Here is a 26999-nt window from a genome sequence, read left to right on the forward strand (position 1 = left end):
TCCCAAAAAATGAGGAGCGGTATGTGCGTATTGGTATCGATTTAGGCGGCACAAAAACGGAAGTCATTGCGCTTGATGATGCAGGAGAGCAGCGGTTTCGCCATCGTCTGCCTACGCCGCGGGAGGATTATCAGCAAACGATAGAAACCATCGCTACGCTGGTCGACATGGCGGAACAGGCGACCGGCCAGACCGGTAGCGTTGGCATTGGCATTCCCGGTTCTCTCTCGCCTTACACCGGCGTGGTAAAAAACGCTAACTCTACGTGGCTTAACGGCCAGCCGTTCGATAGCGATGTGAGCCGTCGTCTGAAGCGTGAAGTGCGGTTAGCCAACGATGCCAATTGCCTGGCGGTATCGGAAGCGGTAGATGGCGCGGCGGCGGGGGCGCAAACGGTATTTGCGGTGATTATCGGTACCGGGTGCGGCGCGGGCGTAGCGCTAAATGGCCGGGCGCACATCGGCGGCAACGGTACGGCAGGTGAATGGGGTCACAATCCGTTGCCGTGGATGGATGACGATGAGTTGCGTTACCGCGAAGAAATTCCCTGTTATTGCGGTAAACAAGGCTGTATCGAAACCTTTATTTCCGGTACGGGATTTGCCACGGATTACCAGCGTTTGAGCGGTAACGCGCTAAAAGGCGATGAGATTATTCGTCTGGTCGACGCGCAGGACGCCGTGGCGGAACTGGCGTTAAGCCGTTATGAGCTACGGCTGGCGAAAGCATTATCTCATGTCGTGAATATTCTGGATCCGGATGTCATTGTGCTGGGCGGCGGTATGAGCAATGTTGAGCGCCTGTACAAGACGGTTCCGTCGCTGATGAAATCGTTTGTTTTTGGCGGCGAGTGCGAGACGCCGGTACGTAAGGCGCGGCATGGCGATTCAAGCGGCGTGCGCGGCGCGGCCTGGCTGTGGCCGCTGGCGTAACGTTTTTAGCCGGATGGCATCATCCGGCAACCGGCGTGACCGATGGCTGCTTGTGTTTTAGACGTCCGTATACCAGCAACGACGACATGGCGGAAAACGAGAGCAGGGCGGCGGGAAGCGCCACGTAGTGGTACGCAAAACCTAGCGTCAGCATCAGCCCGCCGCACCAGGCGCCAATCGCGCTACCGAGATTAAAGGCGATTTGCCCTCCCGCCGCGCCCAGCAGTTCGCCGCCTTTGGCGTTTTGCAGCAGCAGGATTTGCAGCGGCGCAGAGAGCGCAAACAGACCAGCGCAGCAGATAAACGCGAAAGTCAACGATGCTGTTTTGTATCCGCTGAAGAAAAAGAGCGCCATGAGAGAGAGCACGATAACGAGGTCAGTCACTACCGCGATGCGCAGCGGAGTATATCTGCCGGAGAGTTTGCCGCTTAACAGATTGCCTAACACCATCCCCAGCCCGACCAGCATCATAATAAACGTCATGCTCGTCTCCGAAAAACCGGAGATGTACATCATAAATGGCTTGATATAGCTGAACCAGGCAAAAACGCCCGCATTGCCGAACATCGTGGCGGCGAAAATGAGCCACGGCGCAGGACTACGCAAGAAGTGGAACTGCTCGCGCAGGCTGCCTTGGGCTTTGTCACGGATATCCGGCACCCAGAAGAAAATTGCGGTGAGCACAGCGATGTTGAAAACCGCGATCAATAAAAAGGTGTAGCGCCAGCTAAATTCCTGGCTCAGGTAAGTGCCGACCGGAATGCCCACCAGATTCGCCACCGTCATTCCTGAAACCATACCCGCGACGGCGGCGGTGACTTTCCCGGGGCGGATAATCTTTGACAGGACAATGGCGCCGACGCCAAAAAAGGCGCCGTGCGGAAAGCCGGAAACCAGTCTGCCGACGGCGAGCATCAGATATGACGAGGAAAAGGTAAATATGGCATTGCCCATCACGCACAGCGTGACCAGAAACAGCAGTATATGTTTAAGCGAAAAGCGGCTGGAAAAGAGCGCCATAACAGGCGCGCCCAGCACGACGCCGAAGGCGTAAAACGAGATCATATGCCCGGCGGCGGGAATCGTTATCCCGACATCGCGTGCCAGCTCCGTCAGCACGCCCATAATGCCAAACTCGGCCATCCCCAGTCCGAACGTACCCAGCGCCAAAGAAAAAATAACTTTTTTCATACCACCTGCCGAAAATAAAGGCGCATATTGCGCGCTGTGGCTGTGAATTGTCACAGCCAATCAACGTATAGCTTGCGGATAAGCGCGAGGTAATACCATTCCTTATCCGTCTTTGTGTATTCATTATTATGCTATGTCATGACAGTATGCTGTGCGCAGGATGACCTCGCGTTACTCCACAGCAAACGCTTTGTCCAGTTTGCTATAACCAAGCCCATTGATTTTTTTCACTTTTATCTGCACAGGAATACGTTCTTTCATGGCTTCCACGTGGCTAATCACACCGATGGTCTTCCCGCTGGCATTCAGCGCGTCGAGCGCATCCAGCGCGGCGTCCAGCGTTTCGCTATCAAGCGTGCCGAAGCCTTCGTCGAGGAACAAAGAATCAATGCGCGTTTTATGGCTGACCAAATCTGATAACGCCAGCGCCAGCGCCAGGCTGACCAGGAAACTTTCGCCGCCTGATAACGTTCGCGTATCGCGCACGGCGTCGGCCTGCCAGGTATCGACAACCTCCAGTTCCAGCGCGTCGCTGGCTTTGCGCTGCAATAAATAGCGGCCATGCAGGCGGGTGAGCTGATGATTCGCCAGCCAGACCAGATTATCCAGCGTCAGTCCCTGGGCGAATTTGCGGAACTTATCACCTTCTTTAGAGCCGATCAGCGCATTGAGATAGCCCCAGTCTTCCACTTGCTGAGAGGCTTGTTTCATTTCTGCCATCAGCGCGCGTTGGCGCTGCCGATTATCTGCATCCTGTTTAATTTGCTGGCGGATTTCCCCCTGGCGTGTCGTGTTTTCGCGCAGTTGTTGCGCCAACTGCGTCAGCCGCTGCGCGAGCTGCTCCGCCGTACACGTTGGGTCCAGACCGGCGGGCGGCTGTTGCTGATGGTCAGCCAGCGCCTGCGCGGACTGCGCGCTTAACGCCTTCGCTTGTTGTAGCTGACTTTCCAGCGTTTGTTGTTGTTTTTCCAGACGGGTCACGGTCTCTTCATCCAGCAACGCCGCCAGGAACGTTGCCTGGCTGTCAAACGGGCTATTTTTTAACGCCGCATCAAAGTGCGCTATCGCCTCGGCGGCGCGCTGCTGTTCCTGCGTCGTCTGTTCCTGCAGGGTTTGCAACTGGCTTTGTAATGACACGCACTCATCATGCGCCTGCCGCCAGTTATCCAGCGGCACGTCGTCGTCGGAATCCGCGGTATCCGTTTGCGGTAGCGTTTCCAGCAACGGGGCAAGCCTGTCGATCTGCGTTTGCAAATCCGCGAACTCGGTCTGACGCTGTTGCCATATTTTCGCTTCGTCGGCGCGCTCATTCAGCCACGAAGCCTCGTCTTCTGGCGCAGGAAGGGAAAGCGTATACTGCGCCAAATCAGCCGTCAGCGACGCCTGACGCTGCGCAATCTGCGCGGTAAAGCGCGCTACCTGTTCAGTATGCGCCGCGATTTGCGTTTGTAGAGCATGACGCTGGCTGAGCTGATCCAACTGTTGCTCATGCTCTTCCGCGGCGGCCAGCCAGCCCGCGAGGTCTTCTTGCGGCTGGAGCTGAACGCCCAGCGTAGCGCACAGCGTTTGCCATTCCTCAGTAAGCGCTTGCTCCTCCTGCAACAACGACTGCGCCTCGCTTTTATCCCGCTGTAATTGTTGCGTTAAGGCATCTAACTGTCCTCGCAGCGCCGCGCCTTCTTCCGCCAGCGTTTTGACCTCTTTTTCCAGCGCGTCGCGGCGGGTTTGATTCGCGCTCAGTTCCAGCGCCTGATAGGCGGCGATGGCGGGGTGCGTCGTCGAGCCGCAAAGCGGACACGGCTGGCCGGACTGTAAGTGCGCCCGCTGGCTTTCCAGATCTTTGATGCGCGCCTCCTGCTCGCAAATAGTGCGAACGTCCGCAAGCTCCTGCGCTTTAGTCTTATAACTCAAACGTTTATCCGCCAGACGTTGGGTGTATTGCGCCTGCTCCTGATGATGACGCGCGATAGCTGCCTGTAGCTGCGCCTGACGCTTTTGTTTCGGGAGAATTTGCCCCTGAAGCGCGGCGAGACGATGGCGTAGCGGACGCTGCCGGGTATGCAATGCTCTGGCTTCCGCCAGCGCTTGTGGCGTGAGGTCGAGCGTGAGCGGCGGTAGCGCATCACGCTGACGCGTATCGCTCAGCAACTGCTGTTGCCATTGGCTCAGTTGCGCCCGATCGTGGGATTGTTGTGTTAATAATGCTCGCCACCCCGCCAGTTCGCTGCGCCAGACGCGGATGCCGTCGTGTTCCGCCAGCCATGTCTTCAACCGCTGCCCTGTGGCGTTCAGTTGCGTGAATTGTCGATGCGCGCAGGCGCGGATACGCTGGCGCAGGCGATACGCGCTTTGTAAGCGAGCATTCACTTCATCACTGTGCTGGCGAACACGCTCAACGGCGCGGGTTTGTTCCTGAATGCGCTCCCAATGCGGGCGCAACTGGCGAGCAGGTTGCGCCAGAGTCAACGCCGCGAGCTGCGGCTGCGCTTTTTCTCGCGCCTCTTGCGCCGCGTACAGCGCCTGCTGCCGGGCGTGTAATTCAGTGTGGAGTTCGTTTTTTCGGGTCAACCAGTGAAGGTGCTGCTGCTGTCCCTGCTGGCTGGCCAGTAGGCGTTTCTCTTCGTCAGTAAGCGCCTGCAAACTGGCTTCCAGTTGCTGTAACTGTTCGTCCGCCAATAGGGCGACGCCGCTGGCCTGCGCTTGTAACTTTTCCAGTTCGAGACGGGCTGATTTATGTTTTTCAAATACCTGTGCGGAGATCTGCCCGTAAATCTCAGTGCCGGTGAGCTCCTCCAGAAGCTCTGCGCGCTCTTTCGCTTTGGCGTTAAGAAAGGCGGCGAACTGCCCCTGTGATAACAACATCGAACGGGTGAAGCGCCCGTAGTCCAGCCCGGTCAACGTGGCGATCATCTCCAGTTTATCCTTTACCTTATCGGCAAAGATCTTTCCGTCTGAACACCGCGCCAGCTCCACGCGTGGGGCCTGGAGATTGCCGTCAGGCTGATTTCGGGCTCGGTTCTGGCTCCAGAACGCGCGCCAGGCTTCGCCTTTTACCTCAAACTCCACTTCGGCCAGACATTCCGCCGTATCGCGCGTCATCAAATCGTTTTGCGACTGCGATACCGTATTCAGGCGCGGCGTTTCGTGGTACAGCGCCAGGCAGATGGCGTCAAGTAAGGTGGTTTTTCCCGCGCCGGTCGGGCCGGTAATGGCGAATAACCCGTTACTGGCAAACGGTTCGGCGGTAAAATCGACCTTCCATTCTCCTTTCAGCGAGTTCAGGTTTTTCAGACGCAAACTGAGAATTTTCATGCCTCATGCTCCTCATTCAGCGCGTAGAGCGTGCTGGAAAAGAGCTGATTCAGGCGTTCGCGCTGCGGGGTATCTAACGCTTCCAGCGCCAGACGCCGCGCAAAAACCTCCTCCACGCTAAGCTCGCTTAATGTTTCCCGCCGGTCGTTCGCCAGCGAGCGCTCACGCTGTTCGCGGCTACGGCGCACCAGTAATACCTCTACGGGTAGCGACTCCGTTAGCGTCTGTATTCTGCGCTGGATATCGTGCAGATAATCATCGGTGGTGATTTCAATATCCAGCCAGACGGGGGGCGATTGCTCAACGCCGCGCCACTGCTCAAGCTGTTCGGTAATTGATGCCAGGTCGCCTTTTAAAACCGCCAACGGTTGAGTCACGGGGACAGCCAGACTTTCGGTGCTTTGCCATTTCCCCTGCTCGAAGGTCACCAGATGCACGCATTTGCTTTTGCCGCACTCATCAAAGCTGAGGGCGATGGGCGAGCCGCAATAGCGGATATGCTCTGTACCACCGACACATTGCGCGCGGTGAATGTGTCCCAATGCGATATAATCTGCGGGGGGGAAATGCTGCGCCGGAAAGGCATCCAGCGTACCGATATAAATGTCGCGAACCGCATCGCTTTTGCTGGCACCGACGGTGGTTAAATGCCCCGTCGCGATAACCGGCAGCTTTCGTTCGCCGCGTAGCTGGCACGCTTCCCGATATTGCTGTTGATAATAATCGGCAATCGCATGAAGAAGTTGCTGCTGTTTCTCGCTGCCGGATAACCCCGCCTGACTGGTAATAATGTCGCGCGGGCGCAAAAAGGGAATGGGGCACAGTACGGCGCCCGGAGAACCGTCGCGACGATGAAGTAGCCGCGGCGCATAGCCCGCGCTGGCGATCACGGTTGTATTGAGAAACGCCAGAATGTCGCGCGATTCGTTTAGCGTGGCGACGGAATCATGATTACCGGCCAGCACCACCAGATGACAGCCCGTTTGCTGTAAATTAACGACGAAACGGTTATAAAGTTCTCGGGCATAGCTTGGCGGCGAACCGGTATCAAAAATATCGCCAGCGACAATAATGGCATCCACCTGATGGGCCTGCGCGGTCTCCAGCAGCCAGTCCAGAAAAGCCTGATGCTCCGCGGCGCGGCTTTTACTGTAGAAGTTTTGTCCCAGATGCCAGTCAGAGGTGTGGAGGATGCGCATAATTGTTCCATGCAAAAAAAGCGTGAACGGGATTATACACGTCATCCCCTCCATTTTTGGGCGCAATTTACCGCCGGTACACGGTAATGCACGGTTTCACCGGTGTCATAAATCATCAACATGCTGTCAATGCCGCCTTTTTTTTCATAAATCTGTCATAAATCTGACGCATAATGGCGCGGCATTGATAACTAACGACTAACAGGGCAAATTATGGCGAGACGTATTCTGGTCGTAGAAGATGAGGCGCCGATCCGTGAAATGGTGTGCTTCGTGCTCGAACAAAATGGCTTTCAGCCCGTAGAAGCCGAAGATTATGACAGTGCGGTGAATAAACTTAATGAACCCTGGCCGGATCTCATCCTTCTTGACTGGATGTTGCCCGGCGGGTCAGGGTTACAGTTTATTAAACATCTCAAACGTGAAGCCCTGACCCGGGATATTCCGGTGGTTATGCTGACCGCAAGAGGTGAGGAAGAAGATCGTGTGCGCGGACTGGAAACCGGCGCTGACGATTACATTACCAAGCCGTTTTCCCCCAAGGAGTTGGTGGCGCGCATTAAAGCCGTTATGCGGCGCATCTCGCCGATGGCGGTCGAAGAGGTGATCGAGATGCAGGGACTGAGCCTTGATCCCGGCTCTCACCGCGTGATGACCGGCGACAGCCCGCTGGATATGGGGCCGACCGAATTTAAATTACTCCATTTCTTTATGACGCACCCGGAACGGGTTTACAGCCGCGAACAGCTACTCAATCATGTCTGGGGCACCAATGTGTACGTTGAAGACCGGACGGTCGACGTGCATATTCGCCGTTTGCGTAAGGCGCTGGAGCACAGCGGCCACGACCGGATGGTGCAAACGGTACGCGGGACAGGGTATCGTTTTTCGACCCGCTTTTAATGCCTTTTCCGCCAGTAGAACACAGGTTTCTGGCGGAGAAGGCTTTCCATTCTTGAGGGAGTATGACGCGTGCTGGAACGGCTGTCATGGAAAAGGCTGGTGCTGGAGCTGGTGCTCTGTTGCATCCCCGCGCTTATCCTTAGCGCTTTTTTTGGTTATCTGCCGTGGTTTTTACTGGCGGCGGTGACGGGACTGCTTGTCTGGCATTTCTGGAATTTGTTACGCCTCTCCTGGTGGCTTTGGGTCGACAGAAGTATGACGCCGCCGCCGGGGCGGGGAAGCTGGGAACCGCTGTTATACGGTTTACACCAGATGCAGTTGCGAAATAAGAAGCGTCGCCGCGAGCTGGGGAACCTGATTAAACGTTTTCGCAGCGGCGCGGAGTCGCTGCCTGATGCCGTGGTACTGACCACAGAAGAGGGCGGCATTTTTTGGTGTAACGGTTTGGCGCAACAGATACTGGGGCTACGCTGGCCGGATGACAACGGGCAGAATATTCTCAATCTACTGCGTTATCCGGAGTTTACCCAGTATTTAAAAACGCGTGATTTCACCCGTCCGCTTCATTTGGTGCTCAATACCGGGCGGCATCTGGAGATCCGCGTCATGCCTTATACCGATAAACAACTCCTGATGGTGGCGCGCGATGTGACGCAAATGCATCAGCTTGAAGGCGCCAGACGTAACTTTTTCGCCAACGTTAGCCATGAGTTGCGTACGCCCTTGACGGTATTGCAAGGCTATCTGGAAATGATGCAGGAACAGGCGCTGGAAGGGGCGACGCGAGAGAAAGCGCTGCATACGATGCGCGAGCAAACGTATCGTATGGAAGGGCTGGTAAAACAACTACTTACGCTGTCTAAAATTGAGGCGGCCCCGGCGCTGTTATTAAATGAAAAAGTGGATGTACCGATGATGCTGCGGGTCGTGGAGCGTGAAGCGCAGACGCTCAGCCAGCAGAAACATACCTTTACGTTTGAGGTCGACGATAGTCTTAGCGTTCTGGGCAATGAAGAGCAGCTACGTAGCGCGATCTCAAACCTGGTGTATAACGCGGTAAACCATACGCCGGCGGGAACGCATATTACGGTGAGCTGGCGACGTGCCGTGCATGGCGCTGAATTTTGCATTCAAGATAACGGTCCGGGGATTGCTGCCGAGCATATTCCTCGTCTGACCGAACGCTTCTACCGCGTCGATAAAGCGCGTTCGCGGCAAACGGGCGGCAGCGGCCTGGGATTGGCGATTGTGAAACATGCGTTGAATCACCATGAAAGCCGCCTTGAAATCGACAGTTCGCCTGGCAAAGGAACGCGATTTAGCTTTGTGCTGCCGGAACGTTTAATTGCCAAAAATAGCGATTAATTGCCTTTCGTAAGTATAACTTTCCATAAGCCAGCGGATGCTGGCTTATTTTCTTTGCAGTTAAGACGGGCTCGTTGAAACATTCAACGTTTGGTGATTTTTTGTTCGCATGATTAGCCATAACTTTTTCATGAGAATGGTGTTTTATTCTGGTTGTAAATTTCATATCGCTATATTCATCTGGTTTTTAGATCCCACCTTGCTTTAAAACGTTATAAGCGTTTAAATTGCGCTTCAGGTGCTGTCATTACGACTGCATTTGCGCGGTAAATCGAAAAACAATTCTTCGCCGCATCGGTCCGGGAGCTTTTCCCGCTGAAATTGATAAAAAACGCCGCTTTATAATCCTCCGGGAAAGGCAAAAATTTTAATGTTTACAACATCACCATCCACAGGCAGTAAGACTTTATGACCCATCAGTTAAAATCGCGCGATATCATCGCCCTGGGCTTTATGACATTTGCGCTGTTCGTTGGCGCAGGCAATATTATCTTTCCTCCTATGGTCGGTTTGCAGGCGGGTGAACACGTCTGGACAGCCGCTATTGGCTTTCTGATTACCGCCGTGGGGCTACCGGTTCTTACTGTTGTGGCGCTGGCGAAAGTCGGCGGCGGCGTAGACAGCCTCAGTACGCCGATTGGTAAAGTGGCGGGACTCCTGCTGGCGACCGTTTGCTATCTGGCCGTCGGGCCGTTATTTGCGACGCCGCGTACCGCGACGGTGTCGTTTGAGGTCGGTATCGCTCCGTTGACCGGCGATTCTGCAATGCCGTTGCTGATTTACAGCGTGGTCTATTTCGCTATCGTTATTCTGGTTTCCCTCTATCCGGGTAAACTGCTGGATACGGTAGGGAATTTCCTGGCGCCGTTGAAAATTATTGCGCTGGTCATCCTGTCCGTCGCGGCTATCGTTTGGCCTGCCGGTCCAATCAGCAACGCCCTGGACGCTTATCAGAATGCGGCCTTTTCTAACGGATTTGTGAACGGCTATCTGACGATGGATACGCTGGGCGCGATGGTGTTTGGTATCGTTATTGTGAACGCGGCGCGTTCTCGCGGCGTGACCGAAGCGCGCCTGTTGACGCGTTACACGGTCTGGGCCGGCCTGATGGCGGGCGTGGGGCTGACGCTGCTTTACCTTGCCTTGTTCCGCTTAGGTTCTGACAGCGCGACGCTGGTCGATCAGTCAGCGAACGGCGCGGCGATTCTTCATGCCTATGTTCAGCATACCTTTGGCGGCGCGGGAAGCTTCCTGCTGGCGGCGCTGATCTTTATCGCGTGTCTGGTGACGGCGGTGGGGCTGACCTGCGCCTGCGCTGAGTTTTTCGCGCAGTATATTCCGCTGTCTTACCGCACGCTGGTCTTTATTCTCGGCGGCTTCTCTATGGTGGTGTCAAACCTCGGACTGAGCCATCTGATTCAAATCTCCATTCCGGTGCTGACGGCTATCTATCCGCCGTGTATCGCACTGGTTGTATTAAGTTTTACCCGCTCATGGTGGCATAATTCCACCCGCATCATCGCGCCGGCCATGTTTATCAGTCTGCTTTTTGGTATCCTTGACGGCATCAAAGCATCTGCCTTTGGCGATATGCTGCCAGCCTGGAGTCAGCGTTTGCCGCTGGCGGAACAGGGACTGGCGTGGTTGATGCCAACGGTGGTGATGGTGATCCTGGCGATTATCTGGGATCGCGCGGCGGGTCGGCAGGTGACCTCCAGCGCTCACTAAAATCGCTGACATATGTGTACACCACGGGGCTTAACGCCCCGTGGTTTTTTATTGTGTTGATAGGTCAGAAATTGATGGAAAGCAATAATAAGCTAAAGCGTGGGCTGAGCACCCGGCACATTCGCTTTATGGCATTAGGTTCGGCAATCGGCACCGGCCTGTTTTACGGCTCGGCGGACGCCATCAAAATGGCGGGGCCGAGCGTGCTGTTGGCCTATATTATTGGCGGGGTCGCGGCATATATCATTATGCGCGCATTGGGGGAAATGTCCGTTCACAACCCTGCCGCCAGCTCATTTTCGCGCTATGCGCAGGAAAACCTCGGCCCGCTTGCGGGCTACATTACCGGCTGGACCTACTGTTTTGAGATCCTGATCGTCGCCATTGCCGACGTGACCGCGTTCGGCATTTACATGGGAGTCTGGTTCCCCGCCGTGCCGCACTGGATTTGGGTACTTAGCGTGGTGCTGATCATTTGCGCCATCAACCTGATGAGCGTCAAGGTGTTCGGCGAGCTGGAGTTTTGGTTCTCCTTCTTCAAAGTCGCCACCATTATTATCATGATTGTCGCGGGTATCGGCATCATTGTGTGGGGAATTGGCAACGGCGGGCAGCCGACCGGCATTCATAACCTGTGGAGCAACGGCGGCTTCTTCAGCAATGGTTGGCTGGGAATGATCATGTCGCTGCAAATGGTGATGTTCGCTTACGGCGGGATTGAGATTATCGGTATCACCGCCGGGGAAGCGAAAGACCCGGAGAAATCCATTCCGCGCGCCATTAACTCAGTACCGATGCGTATCCTGGTATTTTATGTCGGCACGCTGTTCGTCATTATGTCTATCTATCCGTGGAATCAGGTCGGCACAAACGGCAGCCCATTTGTGCTGACGTTCCAGCATATGGGGATTACCTTTGCCGCCAGCATTCTGAACTTTGTGGTATTGACCGCCTCGCTTTCCGCTATCAACTCCGATGTGTTTGGCGTAGGCCGTATGCTGCATGGTATGGCGGAGCAGGGGAGCGCGCCGAAAGTCTTTGCTAAAACGTCACGCCGTGGTATTCCGTGGGTTACTGTGCTGGTGATGACGATTGCGCTGCTGTTTGCGGTTTACCTGAACTACATCATGCCGGAAAACGTCTTCCTGGTGATTGCTTCGCTGGCGACGTTTGCGACGGTATGGGTATGGATTATGATCCTGCTGTCGCAAATCGCCTTCCGTCGTCGTTTACCGCCGGAAGAGGTAAAAGCGCTGAAATTTAAGGTGCCGGGCGGTGTCGTCACGACGATAGCGGGTCTGATTTTCCTGGTCTTCATTATTGCGCTTATCGGCTACCATCCGGATACCCGCATCTCACTGTACGTGGGCTTCGCCTGGATAGTTCTGCTGTTGATTGGCTGGATGTTTAAACGCCGTCGCGACCGTCAATTGGCGCAGGCGTAGTCGTTTTTCTCTGCCTTATCCGGTCTGCAGGCAACGGTAGGCCGGATAAGCGGAGCCGCTTCTCCTCCTGGAGTCTCCTCCCCTAATAAACCCCTGGATGATGAGTTATCCTTTAAATCTCTATGGCAAGGTGGCCCCATTTTCAGTAGAGGGGATACGAGATGTTGAATGCCTGGCACTTACCGGTTGCCCCATTTGTGAAGCAACATAACGACAAATTAACCATTACGCTGTGGCTGAGCGGAGAAAATCCGCCGTCTCGCGTGACGTTGCGCTCAGAATTCGATAATGAAGAAATCTCACTGGCGATGCGCAAACAGCGCCGCCAGCCGCAGCCGGGCGTGACGGCGTGGCGAGCGACGCTCAATATCGCGTTAGGGCAGCCCCGTCGCCGTTACAGCTTTAAATTGCTTTGGCACGACCGCCAGCTTTGGTTTACGCCACAGGGATTTAGCCGTTTTCCGCCTGCGCGTCTGGAACAATTTGCGGTTGATGCGCCGGATAGCGGCCCGCAGTGGGTCGCCGATCAAATTTTTTATCAGATCTTCCCGGATCGTTTTGCCCGCAGCGCGAAGCGTGAAGCCGATCAGGATCGGGTGTACTACCATCATGCCGCGGGTCAGGAGATTGTGCTGCGCGACTGGGACGATCCTTTAACCCCCCAGGCGGGCGGTTCCACCTTTTACGGCGGCTGTCTGAATGGCATTTGTGAGAAGCTGCCGTATCTGAAAAAACTGGGCGTCACAGCGCTATATCTGAATCCGGTATTTACCGCGCCAAGCGTCCATAAGTACGACACGGAAGATTATCGCCATGTCGATCCGCAATTTGGCGGCGATCGGGCGCTGCTACGCCTGCGGCGTGAAACCCAGGCGCAGGGCATGAGGCTGGTGCTGGATGGCGTGTTTAATCATAGCGGCGACTCGCATGCGTGGTTTGACAGGCATAACCGCAGCACTGGCGGCGCGTGTCATCACCCGGACTCGCCGTGGCGCGACTGGTACTCCTTTTCACCACAAGGCGTGGCGCTGGACTGGCTGGGTTATCCGAGCCTGCCGAAACTCGATTATCAATCAGAAACGCTGGTCGATGAGATCTATCGCGGTGAGGACAGTATCGTTCGTCACTGGCTAAAGGCTCCGTGGAATATGGACGGCTGGCGGCTGGATGTCGTACATATGCTGGGCGAGGCGGGCGGGGCGCGCCACAATTTGCAGCACGTCGCCGGCATTACCCGGGCGGCAAAAGAGGCGCAGCCTGAAGCCTATATTGTGGGGGAACATTTCGGCGATGCGCGGCAGTGGCTACAGGCCGATGCGGAAGATGCCGCCATGAATTATCGCGGCTTCACCTTCCCGCTGTGGGGATTTCTCGCCAATACTGATATCGCTTACGAACCACAGCATATTGATGCCCGGACCTGTATCGCGTGGATGGATAACTACCGCGCCGGGCTGTCACATCAGCAACAACTACGCATGTTTAATCAACTCGACAGCCATGATACTGCGCGCTTTAAAACCTTGCTCGGTAAAGACGCGGCGCGCCTGCCGCTGGCGGTGGTCTGGCTGTTTACCTGGCCCGGCGTGCCATGTATTTATTACGGCGATGAAGTCGGCGTGGACGGCGCAAATGACCCCATGTGCCGCAAACCGTTCCCGTGGGATGAACGCAAGCAGGACGGCAACTTGCTGGCGCTGTACCAGCGTATGGCGAAACTGCGTCAGCGCAGTCTGGCGCTGCGTCGTGGCGGATGCCAGGCGCTGTATGCCGAAGGTGACGTAGTGGTATTCGTGCGAGTTTATCAGCAGCAGCGGGCGCTGGTGGCGATTAACCGGGGCGAGGCCTGTGAAGTGGCGCTGGAAGCGTTGCCGTTGCTGAACGTGGCCGGATGGCAATGTAAAACGGGAAGCGGTGACATCCGCGAGGGAAGACTTAGTTTACCCGCGATTTCCGCGACCGTATGGATGAATCGTTGAGGCGAGGTGGTTCGTAACACCGCACGCATAAAAAAGGCTCGCATTCGCGAGCCTTTTATCAATGCACTGACTTACAGGCTGGAAATGTTCTCAGCCAGGTATTTAGCCACGCCGTCCGGAGAGGCGTTCATGCCTTCTTTGCCTTTTTCCCACTGCGCCGGGCAGACATCGCCGTGCTCTTCGTGGAACTGCAGCGCGTCGACCATACGCAGCATTTCGTCGATGTTACGACCCAGCGGCAGATCGTTTACGACCTGGTGGCGAACAATACCGTTAGCGTCAATCAGGAAAGAGCCGCGCAGCGCAACGCCTTCGTCCGGATGTTCGATACCGTAAGCTTTCTGAATTTCACGCTTCACGTCGGCGACCATTGCGTATTTCACCGGGCCAATGCCGCCTTTATCGACAGGGGTGTTACGCCATGCGTTGTGGACGAACTCAGAGTCGAAAGAAACGCCGACTACTTCAACGCCGCGCTTCTGGAATTCTTCATAACGTTTATCGAAGGCGATCAGCTCAGACGGGCAAACAAAAGTGAAGTCCATCGGCCAGAAGAACAGAACGGTCGTTTTACCATTGGTGTGCTGTTTGAAGTTGAATTTATCAACAATCTCACCGCTACCCAGTACCGCCGCAGCGGTGAAATCCGGGGCCTGACGAGTAACCAGTACCATAATAATTCTCCTGCAATATTAAGGGTTTTAGAACGCAACGCGGGCAGTATAGGGAGGGCGAAGCGACAAAACAATGCGGTCTTGACAATCAATGAGACAGCTTTTGCCTATCGATCGGGTCATTATAAATCGTAATGATGACCCCTTTATGACAGCGAACGATCTTTCTGCCAATGGCGGATCTGACGCACGCCCTCGCTATCAGGCCGTCACAGCGCTTTGCGGGCGGCCTGTGCCATCATACGCGGATAAAAATGCCAGAAGCGCTCTTCTAACGCGTCGTAGTGCGCGTCCAGATCGTACCAGGAATCACGCAAGGCATCCAGCCGGGGACGGCGATTCGCCATGCCATTCAGCACGTTTTGAATGAAATCCATATCGCGATACCGCTCTAACCATTTTTCTGACCAAAGATAATCATTCAGGTTGACAAAGCGCGGCGGGGAGTCGGGCAGAATCGTCGCGACCTGCGCATGGGCGTAGCCGACGAACGCCTGAAGTGGAAAATCAGGGGAGATTTGCGTCCAGTGGCGCGATAAAAAATGATCCCACATGACGTCCAGCGTAATGGGCGCCACGCGCCGCGTTTCATGGCGGAACCATTCTCGCGCCTCACGAACTTCCGGCAGGTTGTCGGTCATGACGTCAATACGCCGATGCATATAAATACCCTCTACCACGTCAGGAGGATAATGCGTTGCCGGGTTACCGCGGACAAAATCGGCCAGCAGATTACCGGGAAGCGAGCTGTCGGCAAGGTGCGCCAGATGCAGGTGAGCAAGAAAATTCATTATTGATTCTCTGTCCAAAAAGCGGGTAACGGTTGCAGCGGGAACGCCCCGGCACTAGACTACCCGCCTCTTATTTTAGTCTGAGTCAGAGTCATGCGCGTTACCGATTTTTCCTTTGAACTACCCGAATCCCTGATTGCCCACTACCCACAGCCGGAACGCAGTCGCTGCCGTTTGCTGTCATTAGAGGGGCCGACGGGCGCGCTGACGCACGGTACTTTCACCGATCTGCTCGATAAGCTCAACCCTGGCGATTTGCTGGTCTTCAATAATACCCGCGTGATCCCGGCGCGGCTCTTTGGCCGTAAAGCCAGCGGCGGCAAGATAGAAGTGCTGGTCGAACGTATGCTCGATGATAAACGCATCCTGGCGCATATTCGCGCTTCTAAAGCGCCAAAACCGGGCACGGAACTGCTGCTGGGCGACGACGAAAGTATCCACGCGACCATGACCGCGCGTCACGGCGCTCTGTTTGAAGTTGAGTTTAATGACCCGCGTCCGGTGCTGGATATTCTCAACGCCATCGGCCATATGCCGTTGCCGCCGTACATCGACCGTCCGGACGAGGACGCCGACCGCGAACTGTACCAGACGGTCTACAGTGAAAAACCGGGCGCCGTCGCCGCGCCGACCGCAGGGCTGCACTTTGATGAGCCGCTGCTGGCGGCGCTTCGTGAGAAAGGTGTCGAAATGGCGTTTGTTACGCTACACGTAGGCGCGGGCACTTTCCAGCCGGTGCGTGTCGACACAATCGAAGATCACATCATGCACTCCGAATATGCTGAGGTGCCGCAAGAGGTAGTCGACGCGGTGCTGGCGGCGAAAGCGCGCGGCAACCGGGTTATCGCCGTCGGCACGACCTCGGTACGCTCGCTGGAAAGCGCGGCGCAGGCGGCAAAAAGCGATTTGATAGAGCCGTTCTTCGGCGATACGCAAATCTTTATTTATCCAGGTTATCAATACAAAGTGATTGATGCGCTGATCACCAACTTCCATCTGCCGGAATCGACGTTGATTATGCTGGTTTCCGCATTTGCCGGTTATCAACACACCATGAATGCCTATAAGACTGCGGTAGAACAAAAATATCGCTTTTTTAGCTACGGGGATGCGATGTTTATCACGTACAATCCGCAGGCTATTTCTGAGCGTCCGTAAGAAGGCTATCTCACTTGCCATTTTGACGCCGGGCAGTGCTCACCATCCTCACGTACTGCGTGTACGCTCCGGTGGCTGTGCGCTGGTCGACCCCAAACTGGCTGCGCCGATGACGCCTTCGGGAATTTATTAGCTATGGAATCATTCCGTAGCGAGTCGTTAAACGTCGGACTGTTTTTCTGACGCAGGAGTGATAATGAAATTTGAGTTAGATACCACCGATGGTCGCGCGCGTCGCGGTCGTCTGGTGTTTGATCGTGGCGTAGTGGAAACGCCTGCCTTTATGCCTGTGGGTACTTACGGTACGGTAAAAGGCATGACGCCGGAAGAAGTGGAAGCGACCGGCGCGCAGATTATTCTCGGCAACACTTTCCACCTGTGGCTGCGCCCGGGTCAGGAAATCATGAAGCTGCATGGCGATCTGCACGATTTCATGCAGTGGAAAGGGCCGATTCTCACCGATTCCGGCGGCTTCCAGGTCTTCAGCCTCGGCGATATTCGTAAGATTACCGAGCAAGGCGTGCACTTCCGTAACCCGATCAACGGCGATCCGATTTTCCTCGATCCGGAAAAGTCGATGGAGATCCAGTACGATCTCGGTTCCGATATCGTGATGATCTTTGATGAATGTACGCCGTACCCGGCAGACTGGGACTATGCTAAACGCTCGATGGAGATGTCGTTGCGTTGGGCGAAGCGTAGCCGCGACCGTTTTGATAGCCTTGGCAATAAGAATGCGCTTTTTGGCATCATTCAGGGCAGCGTTTACGAAGATTTACGCGATATCTCGGTGAAAGGTCTGGTAGAGATTGGCTTTGATGGCTACGCTGTCGGCGGTTTGGCTGTCGGAGAGCCGAAAGCAGATATGCACCGCATTCTGGAGCACGTTTGCCCGCAGATCCCGGCTGACAAACCGCGTTACCTGATGGGCGTGGGTAAACCGGAAGATCTGGTGGAAGGGGTGCGTCGCGGTATTGATATGTTTGACTGTGTCATGCCAACGCGAAATGCCCGCAATGGTCATCTGTTTGTGACCGACGGCGTGGTGAAGATTCGTAATGCAAAGCATAAAAGCGACACCAGCCCGCTTGACGCCGAGTGCGATTGCTACACCTGTCGCAATTATTCACGCGCTTACTTGCATCATCTCGACCGTTGCAACGAAATATTAGGTGCGCGTCTCAATACCATTCATAACTTGCGTTACTACCAGCGTTTGATGGCGGGTTTACGCAAGGCTATTGAAGAGGGTAAATTAGAGAGCTTCGTAACCGAGTTTTACCAACGTCAGGGGCGACCCGTTCCACCTTTGAACGTTGATTAATTTTAATAATGAGGGAATTTGAATGAGCTTTTTTATTTCTGATGCGGTAGCGGCAACAGGTGCTCCAGCGCAGGGCAGCCCGATGTCTCTGATTTTAATGCTGGTGGTGTTTGGTCTGATTTTCTATTTCATGATCCTGCGCCCGCAGCAGAAGCGCACCAAAGAGCACAAAAAGCTGATGGACTCCATTGCGAAAGGTGATGAAGTTCTGACGAATGGCGGTCTGGTCGGTCGAGTGACCAAAGTAGCGGAAGCCGGCTACATTGCCATCGCGCTGAATGACACCACGGAAGTGGTTATCAAACGTGACTTCGTAGCTGCCGTTCTGCCGAAAGGCACCATGAAGGCGCTGTAATATTTCGTTTTCCCAAAGGGAACTGCCGTGTTAAACCGTTATCCTTTGTGGAAGTACATCATGCTGGTCGTCGTGATTATCGTCGGCCTGCTTTACGCACTTCCCAACCTGTATGGTGAGGATCCGGCTGTTCAAATCACTGGCGTGCGCGGCGTCGCCGCCAGTGAGCAAACGCTGATCCAGGTCCAGAAAACGTTACAAGAAGAAAAAATTCCCGCTAAGTCTGTGGCACTGGAAGAGGGCGCTATTCTTGCGCGCTTCGACACCACCGATACCCAGCTACGCGCCCGTGAAGCGCTGATGAGCGTGCTGGGGGATAAATATGTCGTGGCGCTTAACCTTGCGCCGGCTACGCCGCGCTGGTTGGCGGCTATTCACGCCGATCCGATGAAGCTCGGTCTTGATCTGCGCGGCGGCGTTCACTTCCTGATGGAAGTGGATATGGATACCGCGTTAGGTAAACTCCAGGAACAAAATATCGATAGCCTGCGCAGCGATCTGCGTGAAAAAGGCATTCCTTATACCACCGTTCGTAAAGAAAATAATTATGGGCTGAGCATCACGTTCCGTGACAGCAAAGCGCGTGATGAGGCGATCGCCTATCTGACGCCGCGTCATCGTGACCTGGTGATTTCCAGCCAGAGCGGTAATCAACTTCGCGCGGTAATGACCGATGCGCGCCTGAGCGAAGCGCGTGAATACGCCGTTCAGCAGAACATTAATATTCTGCGTAACCGTGTTAACCAACTGGGCGTCGCGGAGCCTGTCGTACAACGCCAGGGCGCAGACCGTATTGTGGTTGAGCTGCCGGGTATCCAGGATACCGCTCGCGCGAAAGAAATTCTCGGTGCGACCGCGACGCTGGAATTCCGTCTGGTGAATACCAACGTTGACCAGGCCGCCGCCGCTGCCGGGCGCGTACCGGGCGATTCCGAAGTGAAACAGACCCGCGAAGGCCAGCCGGTGGTATTGTACAAACGCGTGATCCTCACGGGCGACCATATCACCGACTCGACGTCCAGCCAGGATGAATATAACCAACCGCAGGTTAACATCTCGCTGGATAGCGCAGGCGGCAATATCATGTCTAACTTCACTAAGGACAATATCGGCAAACCGATGGCGACCCTGTTTGTGGAGTATAAAGACAGCGGTAAGAAAGACGCTAACGGTCGCGCCGTACTGGTGAAACAGGAAGAGGTGATTAACATTGCCAACATCCAGTCTCGGCTGGGTAACAGCTTCCGTATTACCGGTATCAGCAACCCGAACGAAGCGCGTCAGCTCTCGTTGTTGCTGCGTGCGGGTGCCCTGATTGCGCCGATTCAGATCGTTGAAGAGCGCACCATTGGCCCGACTCTGGGTATGCAGAACATCAAGCAGGGCCTGGAAGCCTGTCTGGCCGGTCTGGTGGTCTCCATCCTGTTCATGATCTTCTTCTATAAGAAGTTTGGTCTGATTGCGACCAGCGCGTTAGTGGCTAACCTGGTGTTGATTGTCGGTATCATGTCGCTGTTGCCGGGGGCAACGCTCAGTATGCCGGGGATTGCGGGTATCGTGTTAACCCTTGCGGTGGCGGTCGACGCCAACGTTCTGATTAACGAACGTATCAAAGAAGAGTTGAGTAATGGCCGCACGGTACAGCAGGCGATAAACGAAGGCTATGCCGGCGCGTTCAGTTCCATCTTCGATGCGAACATCACGACGCTGATTAAAGTCATCATTCTGTATGCCGTTGGTACCGGGGCAATTAAAGGGTTCGCGATTACGACCGGTATCGGTGTGGCGACGTCGATGTTTACCGCGATTATCGGTACGCGTGCTATCGTAAACCTGCTATATGGCGGCAAGCGCGTCACTAAGCTGTCAATCTGAGGAGTGCGATGTGGCACAGGAATACACTGTTGAACAACTAAACCACGGCCGTAAAGTCTATGACTTTATGCGCTGGGACTTCTGGGCATTCGGCATCTCCGGGCTGTTGCTGATCGCGGCCATTGTCATTATGGGCGTACGCGGGTTTAACTGGGGGCTGGATTTCACCGGTGGCACGGTAATTGAAATCACGCTGGAAAAACCGGCTGAAATGGACGTGATGCGCGAAGCGCTGCAAAAAGCGGGCTATGAAGAGCCGCAGTTGCAGAACTTTGGCAGCAGTCACGACATTATGGTGCGTATGCCGCCAACCGAAGGTGAAACCGGCGGTCAGGTACTGGGTAGCAAAGTGGTGACGATCATTAATGAAGCCACCAACCAGAACGCGGCCGTGAAGCGTATTGAATTCGTGGGGCCAAGCGTGGGCGCCGATCTGGCGCAAACCGGCGCCATGGCGCTGCTGGTGGCGTTGATCTCTATCCTCGTTTATGTCGGTTTCCGCTTTGAGTGGCGACTGGCGGCAGGGGTGGTCATCGCGCTGGCGCACGACGTGATCATTACGCTGGGGATACTGTCGCTTTTCCATATCGAGATTGACCTGACCATTGTGGCATCGTTGATGTCGGTGATCGGTTACTCGCTGAACGACAGTATCGTGGTCTCCGACCGTATTCGTGAAAACTTCCGCAAAATCCGTCGCGGGACGCCTTACGAAATCTTTAACGTGTCGCTGACCCAGACGCTACACCGTACGTTGATTACCTCCGGTACGACGTTAGTGGTAATTCTGATGCTGTACCTCTTCGGCGGTCCGGTACTGGAAGGCTTCTCGCTGACGATGCTGATCGGTGTCTCTATTGGTACGGCATCTTCTATCTATGTCGCATCGGCGCTGGCGCTGAAACTCGGTATGAAGCGCGAGCATATGCTGCAGCAGAAAGTCGAAAAAGAAGGGGCGGATCAGCCGTCCATTCTGCCGTAAACACGTATTTAAGTGTTATCTGAATCCCGGTCATGCGATCGGGATTTTTTTTATGTACCATGACGATAAACATTACTGACAGTATGCTGTCAGGAGCCCTGTCATACACTCCTCATGAATTAACCCACACACGCAGGAGGATGTATGAAAAACATTATTAACTGGTTTGAAATTCCAGTTACTGATATGGCGCGTGCAATCGCCTTTTATGAGCAAGTGATGCAGATATCGTTACGTCGGGAAACCATGGATGGGGTGGATCTGGCCGTATTCCCTTATGCTGAACCCGGACCCGGCGGAGCGCTGATAAAGCAGGATGATGTCGCTCCAGTTGCGCAGGGAGTCGTTATTTATCTGCACACCGCCGATTTGTTAGCCTCGATTGAACGTGTCGTCCTTGCTGGTGGTAAGTGTGTTCTGGAACCCATGGTTCCCGGAGATGACATTGGAACCATCGCGTTATTTATTGACAGCGAAGGTAACCGAATAGGTTTACATCAACCTGCGTGATATTTGCTAAATGTAGAGAGTCAATATGACCAGACGCGCTGACCGTTTGTTTCAGATCGTGCAAATTTTGCGGGGTAGACGACTGACGACGGCAGCGCTGTTGGCACAGCGGCTTGCGGTTTCTGAACGGACGATTTATCGCGATATTCGCGATCTGTCGTTATCCGGTGTGCCTGTCGAAGGTGAAGCGGGGAGCGGATACCGTTTAATGGCGGGTTTTGATCTGCCGCCCTTGATGCTTACCCATCGTGAATCGGAAGCACTGATGGTGGCTATACGGTTATTGAAAACCTGGGGCGGTGATTCGCTATCGCGCGAGCTTGAATCCGCCCAGGAAAAAGTGTTGGCTATTTTACCGGAAGAGAGCCGTCGTAAAGCGGAGCAGACACGGATTTACGCTCCGGATTTGGGTACATCTCCACATTCGCGCAGCGCGTTTGATCTTATCCATCAGGCCGTTTCGGCGCAGCAGGTGTTGGCGCTACATTATCGTGATGAAGCGGGGCATCTATCTTCGCGGGATATACAACCGCTGGGATTGTTTTTCTGGGGAGAACACTGGCTACTGGTTGCCTGGTGTGAGAGACGGGAAGACTATCGGTGTTTTCGCCTCGATCGCTGTTTACAAATTACTCCGCTTAACCGGCGATTTCGTGAAACAATCGACCGTTCTTTGCGTGATTTTTTGCGTAAAGTTGAGCACGAAAAAATGCCGTAAGATGTGATAGCGATACTCCAACGCTTGTAAAACGGGTTGATTGGTCATCAGTTTGCCTGAAATAGCCTTCCTTACCTGGATATATAAGTTGCACAGAATCATTGCTAAAAGCCCGGCTTCGCGGGAAACTGCGCATAACTCTTTGTATTATTCAGGTACCTGTTAATTATGGCTATCATCCCCAAAAACTACGCGCGCCTGGAAAGCGGCTATCGTGAAAAAGCGCTGAAGCTGTTTCCGTGGGTGTGCGGACGCTGTTCCCGTGAGTTTGTGTATTCAAATCTGCGTGAGCTGACGGTGCATCATATCGATCATGACCACACCAATAACCCGGAAGACGGCAGCAACTGGGAGCTATTGTGCCTCTACTGCCACGATCACGAGCATTCCAAATATACCGAAGCCGATCAGTACGGTTCGACGGTCATTGCCGGGGAAGATGCGCAAAAAGATGTCGGCGAGGCGACTTATAACCCGTTTGCCGATCTGAAAGCGATGATGAACAAAAAGAAATAAGCAGGCTGCTGACAAAGTTGTTGGTGCTGTTGAATGTTAGGTTACGCTTCGCTCCACCCAACGGAATCCGCAATATAAATGAACTATTGGTTTTCGTAGATCGGATGCAATCCGACATTTTTTCAGCCCCGGAGTTTGTCGCCAGCCCCAAACGTCCTGTAACGCATACATTGTCACTGGAATCCCGATCGCAAGGTTGGGATTTTTTTGTTTTTAAGTCCTGCCGATACTGGCGAGCAGAGTAGAATCAGCGGTAAGCCGGGGCAACCCGGTGAGGCGCAATGTTGCGGGGGCTTGATCCCCGGTGGCCTTGTCGCTGGAAAGAGAAAACCCCCGCACATTGTTCGGTATTCACCGGCAACATTACGGGGGCTAACTTGACCCTAGACAAGTTGAGGATAGCCGCGAACCGTTGCCATTGCAACAAAGGCGGCAATATGACGCTCACAGAGTTGAGCATTACTATCTGGCACGATCTGGCGGCACCAACGCTGGTCGGGATTGCGACAGGTCTGTTTTTAGGCTGGTGGCATCGCCGGAAGTAATGTGAAGTGGGCGCGACTCGCCGCCGCATGGCAGCATGCGCCCGAAACGGGCCAGAGGGCGACCTCTGGCCTTTTTTGCAGGTTTAGAAGTTGTAACCCACGACCAGGTAGCCGCCCCAGCCGGTAGATTTCGCGCTGAAATCGCCGTCGCCCCAGTTCAGTTTTGCGCCATTCTGCCACTGTCCGCCGTTATGGAAGTAACGCGCAACGACCGAGTAGTGCCAGTGATCGTAGTTCAGCGCCAGGATATGGCTGGAAGCGATGGAGTTGCTGGTACGGTTCGGATCGTCGCCTAAATCAGATCCCCAGTCAAAGTTGGTAAAGCCGATATAGCTCAGTTTACCGCCCCACAGATCGGTGATGGGGACGAAGTATTTCACTTTGAAACGGTAGCCGTCCCATTCGTTTTCATTGGAAGCACCGTAGTTTTGCCACTGATATTTCGCATACACGTTCAGCGACAGGCCCATCGGCAGGCCGGTGTCGATATCGGTCCCCAGACCCATATACCACGTGCTCTGGCGGCTGGCTTTGTTATCGCCCATATCGTAGATGTAGTTGTTGGCGAAATACCACTCTTTAAACGGGCCGAAGCTCAGGTCTGCGCCGGTCAGCTTATCAATCGAGAAACGCGGCTCGATTTCCATGAACAGCGGAGAACCGTCGGACCAGATACCTTTATCGTTGCCGTTACCCCAATCAAAGGTTTTGGGAATATCGATATAGCCGTAGAAATCAAACCAGTCTTTTTTGGCAAATGCTTCATATTCCAGATAGACGTCGTTGTTCAATTTCGGCGAGAAACGGGTATGGTAGCTGCCTACCACGTTTACGCTCTGGTGCCACCAGTCGGACAAATACTGCGGCTGATCATTTTCTGCTGCGTTAGCAGTAAAAGATGAGGTGAGCGCCAGCGCTGCGCTGACTGCGAGTAAAGTTTTTTTCATATGTATGCCACTGTTTGAAATCCCTTACGGGAGTGAAAAGAACGCAATTTGCGTTTCTAAATATTTCGTGTTTCTGCGGAGCCTATTATAAAAATCATTGCTCACAAAAATATGTCTTGTTTCACATATCTATCATTTACGTAATCGATTGCGTTCACGTTTGCGCATTTTAGGCGCGGCGACAGTACTATCTTTCATGAATATTACCAATCCATGTCATAAATGACGGAAATGTCAGTAGAGCAACAAAAGTCGCGCGGGGGATGTTGCGGAACGCACAAAACGCTCCGCCAGAACGTTTATTGATTAACAGGCTGAATATCATGGATGCGAATGAAGCCTAACTGCGCCGGTGTGATCCCCTTCAACGGTAACGAAATATTGACATCACTGGGCGCCAGCAAGCTGGCAGGGGCATTTACCAGAAGGCTCTGTGCATTCACCTCCTGATAGTTCTCCGTAGTGCCCTGAAGTTGCCCGTACTCTACGGTAGCGCTGAATGCCGGCAGCGGATCGCGGGACTCGCCCTGAATGTGTAACGTTGCGTGAGCGCCGTCTGCGACAGGCGTAATTTCCAGCAATGTCATACGTAGCGTACCGATCTGGCTCTCCAGCCGGGCAGGCGTATTGGCGCCAGGCAACAAATAGACGCCGCGGGTTGACTCCGCATTCAGCTTATTTTGTTGGGTAATTTTTACCGTTTCCTGATTCAGTTGGGTCATCTCTTTATTCAGGGTGCTAATGCTTTGATGCATCTGGCGAACTTCGCTCTGCGGCGCGCAGGCGGTCAGGCTCAAGAGACTTCCCACCAGGAGAATTCTTAGGTAACGTCTTGTCATGTCGATCATTTCCTTCGTGGTCCGATAGCGTAATGGTAGTGCGCTATACGCACAAAGGCACCGATCCTTTATCTCAAAAGCGCTCCGCCTTTGTTGTCGAGCCAGTTCAGGGTAAAATAGTGTTTTCTAAATCATCTGGTCAGGACGCCGTATGCATTGCCCATTTTGTTTCGCCGTAGATACCAAAGTCATTGACTCTCGTCTTGTAGGCGAGGGCTCGTCCGTGCGCCGCCGTCGGCAGTGCCTGGTGTGTAATGAACGCTTTACGACCTTTGAAGTGGCTGAACTGGTCATGCCGCGCGTGATAAAAAGCAACGATGTGCGCGAACCCTTTAATGAGGATAAGCTGCGTAGCGGCATGTTGAGAGCGCTGGAAAAAAGACCCGTCAGCGCAGATGATGTTGAAATGGCATTGAACCATATTAAGTCACAATTACGTGCCACTGGGGAGCGTGAAGTTCCCAGCAAGATGATTGGCAACCTGGTCATGGAGCAGCTGAAAAAACTCGATAAAGTCGCGTATATTCGCTTTGCCTCCGTCTATCGCAGTTTCGAAGATATCAAAGACTTTGGCGAAGAAATCGCTCGCCTACAGGACTAAGCCATGCAGGATGAGTTTTACATGGCGCGAGCGCTAAAACTGGCGCAGCGTGGACGTTTCACCACTCACCCGAACCCTAATGTCGGCTGTGTCATTGTTAACAATGGCGACATCGTCGGCGAAGGTTATCACCATCGCGCCGGAGAGCCGCACGCCGAGGTCCATGCGCTGCGGATGGCGGGCGCAAAAGCCAAAGGCGCAACCGCCTATGTCACGCTTGAACCCTGTAGCCATCATGGGCGAACGCCGCCATGTTGTGATGCGCTGATTGCGGCCGGCGTCGCGCGCGTGGTCGCCGCGATGCAGGACCCGAACCCACAGGTCGCCGGGCGCGGGCTGTATCGCCTGCAACAGGCGGGTATTGCGGTCAGCCACGGGTTAATGATGAGTGAAGCGGAGGCGCTCAATAAAGGCTTCCTCAAGCGGATGCGTACCGGATTCCCTTATCTTCAGCTTAAACTGGGCGCCTCCGTGGATGGACGGACGGCGATGGCCAGCGGCGAAAGCCAGTGGATCACCTCGCCGCAGGCCCGGCGCGACGTTCAGCGCTTGCGTGCGCAAAGTCACGCTATCTTAACCAGTAGCGCGACGGTATTGGCTGACGATCCGGCCTTGACGGTGCGTTGGGCGGAGTTAGACGCCTCTACGCAGGCGTCTTACCCGCAGGAAAATCTGCGCCAGCCGGTGCGAATTGTTATCGACAGCCAAAACCGGGTAACGCCTGCGCATCGTATTGTGCAGCAGCCTGGCGAAACGTGGATTGCGCGTACCCAGGAAGATAGCCGCGCGTGGCCCGATTCGGTTCGTACTATCAGCGTGCCGGCGCACAACGGACATTTGGATCTGGTTGTGCTGATGATGCAGTTAGGCAGGCAGCAGATTAATAGCATATGGGTTGAAGCCGGACCGGGACTGGCGGGCGCGTTGCTGCAAGCCGGGCTGGTGGATGAACTGATTGTCTATGTCGCGCCTAAATTATTGGGAACCCAGGCGCGGGGATTATGCGAATTGCCGGGGCTTGAGAAGCTCGCCGACGCGCCGCAATTTACCTTCAGCGAAATACGTCATGTCGGCCCGGATGTTTGCCTGCATATGGTGAGCGCATGAGT

The 26999-nt window shown here is 54.5% G+C and carries 24 protein-coding genes; 17 read left to right on the plus strand and 7 right to left on the minus strand.

What is annotated here, in order from left to right; genetic code table 11:
• The first annotated feature begins 23 nt into the window (after positions 1–23).
• Positions 24–932 carry a fructokinase gene (gene mak, locus ACLJQD_RS12335; protein ID WP_001219277.1) on the plus strand — a complete coding sequence of 303 codons (909 nt, stop codon included), beginning with the start codon at positions 24–26 and terminating at the stop codon, positions 930–932.
• A 19-nt stretch (positions 933–951) separates the two neighbouring features.
• Here the strand turns inward: mak and araJ are convergent, their stop codons facing one another.
• The 3 genes from araJ to sbcD all read right to left on the minus strand — a co-directional run bounded on the left by araJ (position 952) and on the right by sbcD (position 6635).
• Entirely contained in the window at positions 952–2124 is a 1173-nt protein-coding gene (gene araJ, locus ACLJQD_RS12340; protein ID WP_000755630.1) for an MFS transporter AraJ, read from the minus strand.
• Positions 2125–2295: 171 nt separating this feature from the next.
• Positions 2296–5436 (minus strand): exonuclease subunit SbcC, encoded by a 3141-nt coding sequence (gene sbcC, locus ACLJQD_RS12345; RefSeq protein ID WP_017441688.1) that lies wholly within the window; start codon positions 5434–5436, stop codon positions 2296–2298.
• Positions 5433–6635 (minus strand): exonuclease subunit SbcD, encoded by a 1203-nt coding sequence (gene sbcD / locus ACLJQD_RS12350; protein WP_017441689.1) that lies wholly within the window; start codon positions 6633–6635, stop codon positions 5433–5435. The genes sbcC and sbcD overlap by 4 nt, the downstream gene beginning before the upstream one ends.
• Before the next feature lie 213 nt (positions 6636–6848).
• On the opposite strand from sbcD, the gene phoB reads away from it, so the two are divergent.
• The 5 genes from phoB to malZ all read left to right on the plus strand — a co-directional run bounded on the left by phoB (position 6849) and on the right by malZ (position 14055).
• Complete coding sequence (gene phoB, locus ACLJQD_RS12355) at positions 6849–7538, plus strand: phosphate response regulator transcription factor PhoB (protein WP_000113918.1); 690 nt, start codon at positions 6849–6851, stop codon at positions 7536–7538.
• A gap of 69 nt (positions 7539–7607) precedes the next feature.
• Entirely contained in the window at positions 7608–8903 is a 1296-nt protein-coding gene (gene phoR, locus ACLJQD_RS12360; protein WP_017441690.1) for a phosphate regulon sensor histidine kinase PhoR, read from the plus strand.
• A gap of 408 nt (positions 8904–9311) precedes the next feature.
• A complete protein-coding gene (brnQ, locus tag ACLJQD_RS12365) occupies positions 9312–10631 on the plus strand; it encodes a branched-chain amino acid transporter carrier protein BrnQ (protein WP_000149625.1) in 1320 nt (439 codons plus the stop codon).
• Positions 10632–10705: 74 nt separating this feature from the next.
• The gene (proY, locus tag ACLJQD_RS12370; RefSeq protein WP_001537837.1) at positions 10706–12076 is read left to right on the plus strand and encodes a proline-specific permease ProY; all 1371 of its coding nucleotides are present in this window, start codon (positions 10706–10708) and stop codon (positions 12074–12076) included.
• 161 nt (positions 12077–12237) lie between these two features.
• Positions 12238–14055, plus strand: coding sequence for a maltodextrin glucosidase (gene malZ / locus ACLJQD_RS12375; protein ID WP_017441691.1), 1818 nt, complete (start codon positions 12238–12240; stop codon positions 14053–14055).
• Positions 14056–14126: 71 nt separating this feature from the next.
• Here the strand turns inward: malZ and ACLJQD_RS12380 are convergent, their stop codons facing one another.
• Complete coding sequence (locus ACLJQD_RS12380; RefSeq protein ID WP_000244731.1) at positions 14127–14729, minus strand: peroxiredoxin; 603 nt, start codon at positions 14727–14729, stop codon at positions 14127–14129.
• Positions 14730–14938: 209 nt separating this feature from the next.
• Positions 14939–15520: an ACP phosphodiesterase gene (gene acpH / locus ACLJQD_RS12385; protein ID WP_017441692.1), complete on the minus strand. Its 582-nt coding sequence runs from the start codon at positions 15518–15520 to the stop codon at positions 14939–14941.
• Between the two features lie 93 nt (positions 15521–15613).
• On the opposite strand from acpH, the gene queA reads away from it, so the two are divergent.
• The 9 genes from queA to ACLJQD_RS12430 all read left to right on the plus strand — a co-directional run bounded on the left by queA (position 15614) and on the right by ACLJQD_RS12430 (position 23503).
• The gene (gene queA / locus ACLJQD_RS12390) at positions 15614–16678 is read left to right on the plus strand and encodes a tRNA preQ1(34) S-adenosylmethionine ribosyltransferase-isomerase QueA (RefSeq protein ID WP_001266530.1); all 1065 of its coding nucleotides are present in this window, start codon (positions 15614–15616) and stop codon (positions 16676–16678) included.
• Positions 16679–16874: 196 nt separating this feature from the next.
• Entirely contained in the window at positions 16875–18002 is a 1128-nt protein-coding gene (gene tgt, locus ACLJQD_RS12395; RefSeq protein ID WP_000667305.1) for a tRNA guanosine(34) transglycosylase Tgt, read from the plus strand.
• 22 nt (positions 18003–18024) lie between these two features.
• The gene (gene yajC, locus ACLJQD_RS12400; protein ID WP_000007628.1) at positions 18025–18357 is read left to right on the plus strand and encodes a preprotein translocase subunit YajC; all 333 of its coding nucleotides are present in this window, start codon (positions 18025–18027) and stop codon (positions 18355–18357) included.
• 27 nt (positions 18358–18384) lie between these two features.
• Positions 18385–20232 carry a protein translocase subunit SecD gene (gene secD / locus ACLJQD_RS12405; RefSeq protein WP_000934811.1) on the plus strand — a complete coding sequence of 616 codons (1848 nt, stop codon included), beginning with the start codon at positions 18385–18387 and terminating at the stop codon, positions 20230–20232.
• A 10-nt stretch (positions 20233–20242) separates the two neighbouring features.
• Positions 20243–21214: a protein translocase subunit SecF gene (gene secF, locus ACLJQD_RS12410; protein ID WP_000046629.1), complete on the plus strand. Its 972-nt coding sequence runs from the start codon at positions 20243–20245 to the stop codon at positions 21212–21214.
• Positions 21215–21358: 144 nt separating this feature from the next.
• Positions 21359–21724, plus strand: a complete 366-nt coding sequence (locus ACLJQD_RS12415) for a VOC family protein (protein ID WP_017441693.1) — start codon at positions 21359–21361, stop codon at positions 21722–21724.
• A gap of 25 nt (positions 21725–21749) precedes the next feature.
• A complete protein-coding gene (locus tag ACLJQD_RS12420; RefSeq protein ID WP_000198318.1) occupies positions 21750–22442 on the plus strand; it encodes a helix-turn-helix transcriptional regulator in 693 nt (230 codons plus the stop codon).
• A 168-nt stretch (positions 22443–22610) separates the two neighbouring features.
• Positions 22611–22958, plus strand: coding sequence for an HNH nuclease YajD (gene yajD / locus ACLJQD_RS12425; protein WP_000974818.1), 348 nt, complete (start codon positions 22611–22613; stop codon positions 22956–22958).
• Between the two features lie 437 nt (positions 22959–23395).
• Positions 23396–23503, plus strand: a complete 108-nt coding sequence (locus ACLJQD_RS12430) for a type I toxin-antitoxin system toxin Ldr family protein (protein WP_000176312.1) — start codon at positions 23396–23398, stop codon at positions 23501–23503.
• Between the two features lie 83 nt (positions 23504–23586).
• Here ACLJQD_RS12430 and ACLJQD_RS12435 read toward each other — a convergent pair whose 3' ends face one another.
• Both ACLJQD_RS12435 and ACLJQD_RS12440 read right to left on the minus strand, forming a co-directional pair.
• Complete coding sequence (locus ACLJQD_RS12435) at positions 23587–24450, minus strand: nucleoside-specific channel-forming protein Tsx (RefSeq protein ID WP_000752021.1); 864 nt, start codon at positions 24448–24450, stop codon at positions 23587–23589.
• 299 nt (positions 24451–24749) lie between these two features.
• Positions 24750–25289: a DUF3251 domain-containing protein gene (locus ACLJQD_RS12440; RefSeq protein WP_000198484.1), complete on the minus strand. Its 540-nt coding sequence runs from the start codon at positions 25287–25289 to the stop codon at positions 24750–24752.
• Positions 25290–25440: 151 nt separating this feature from the next.
• On the opposite strand from ACLJQD_RS12440, the gene nrdR reads away from it, so the two are divergent.
• Entirely contained in the window at positions 25441–25890 is a 450-nt protein-coding gene (gene nrdR, locus ACLJQD_RS12445; protein WP_000543533.1) for a transcriptional regulator NrdR, read from the plus strand.
• 3 nt (positions 25891–25893) lie between these two features.
• Positions 25894–26997 (plus strand): bifunctional diaminohydroxyphosphoribosylaminopyrimidine deaminase/5-amino-6-(5-phosphoribosylamino)uracil reductase RibD, encoded by a 1104-nt coding sequence (gene ribD / locus ACLJQD_RS12450; RefSeq protein ID WP_001150218.1) that lies wholly within the window; start codon positions 25894–25896, stop codon positions 26995–26997.
• Positions 26998–26999: the final 2 nt, after the last annotated feature.

The sequence above is a fragment of the Salmonella sp. SAL04214 genome (assembly GCF_046550615.1).
GTDB lineage: Bacteria > Pseudomonadota > Gammaproteobacteria > Enterobacterales > Enterobacteriaceae > Salmonella > Salmonella enterica.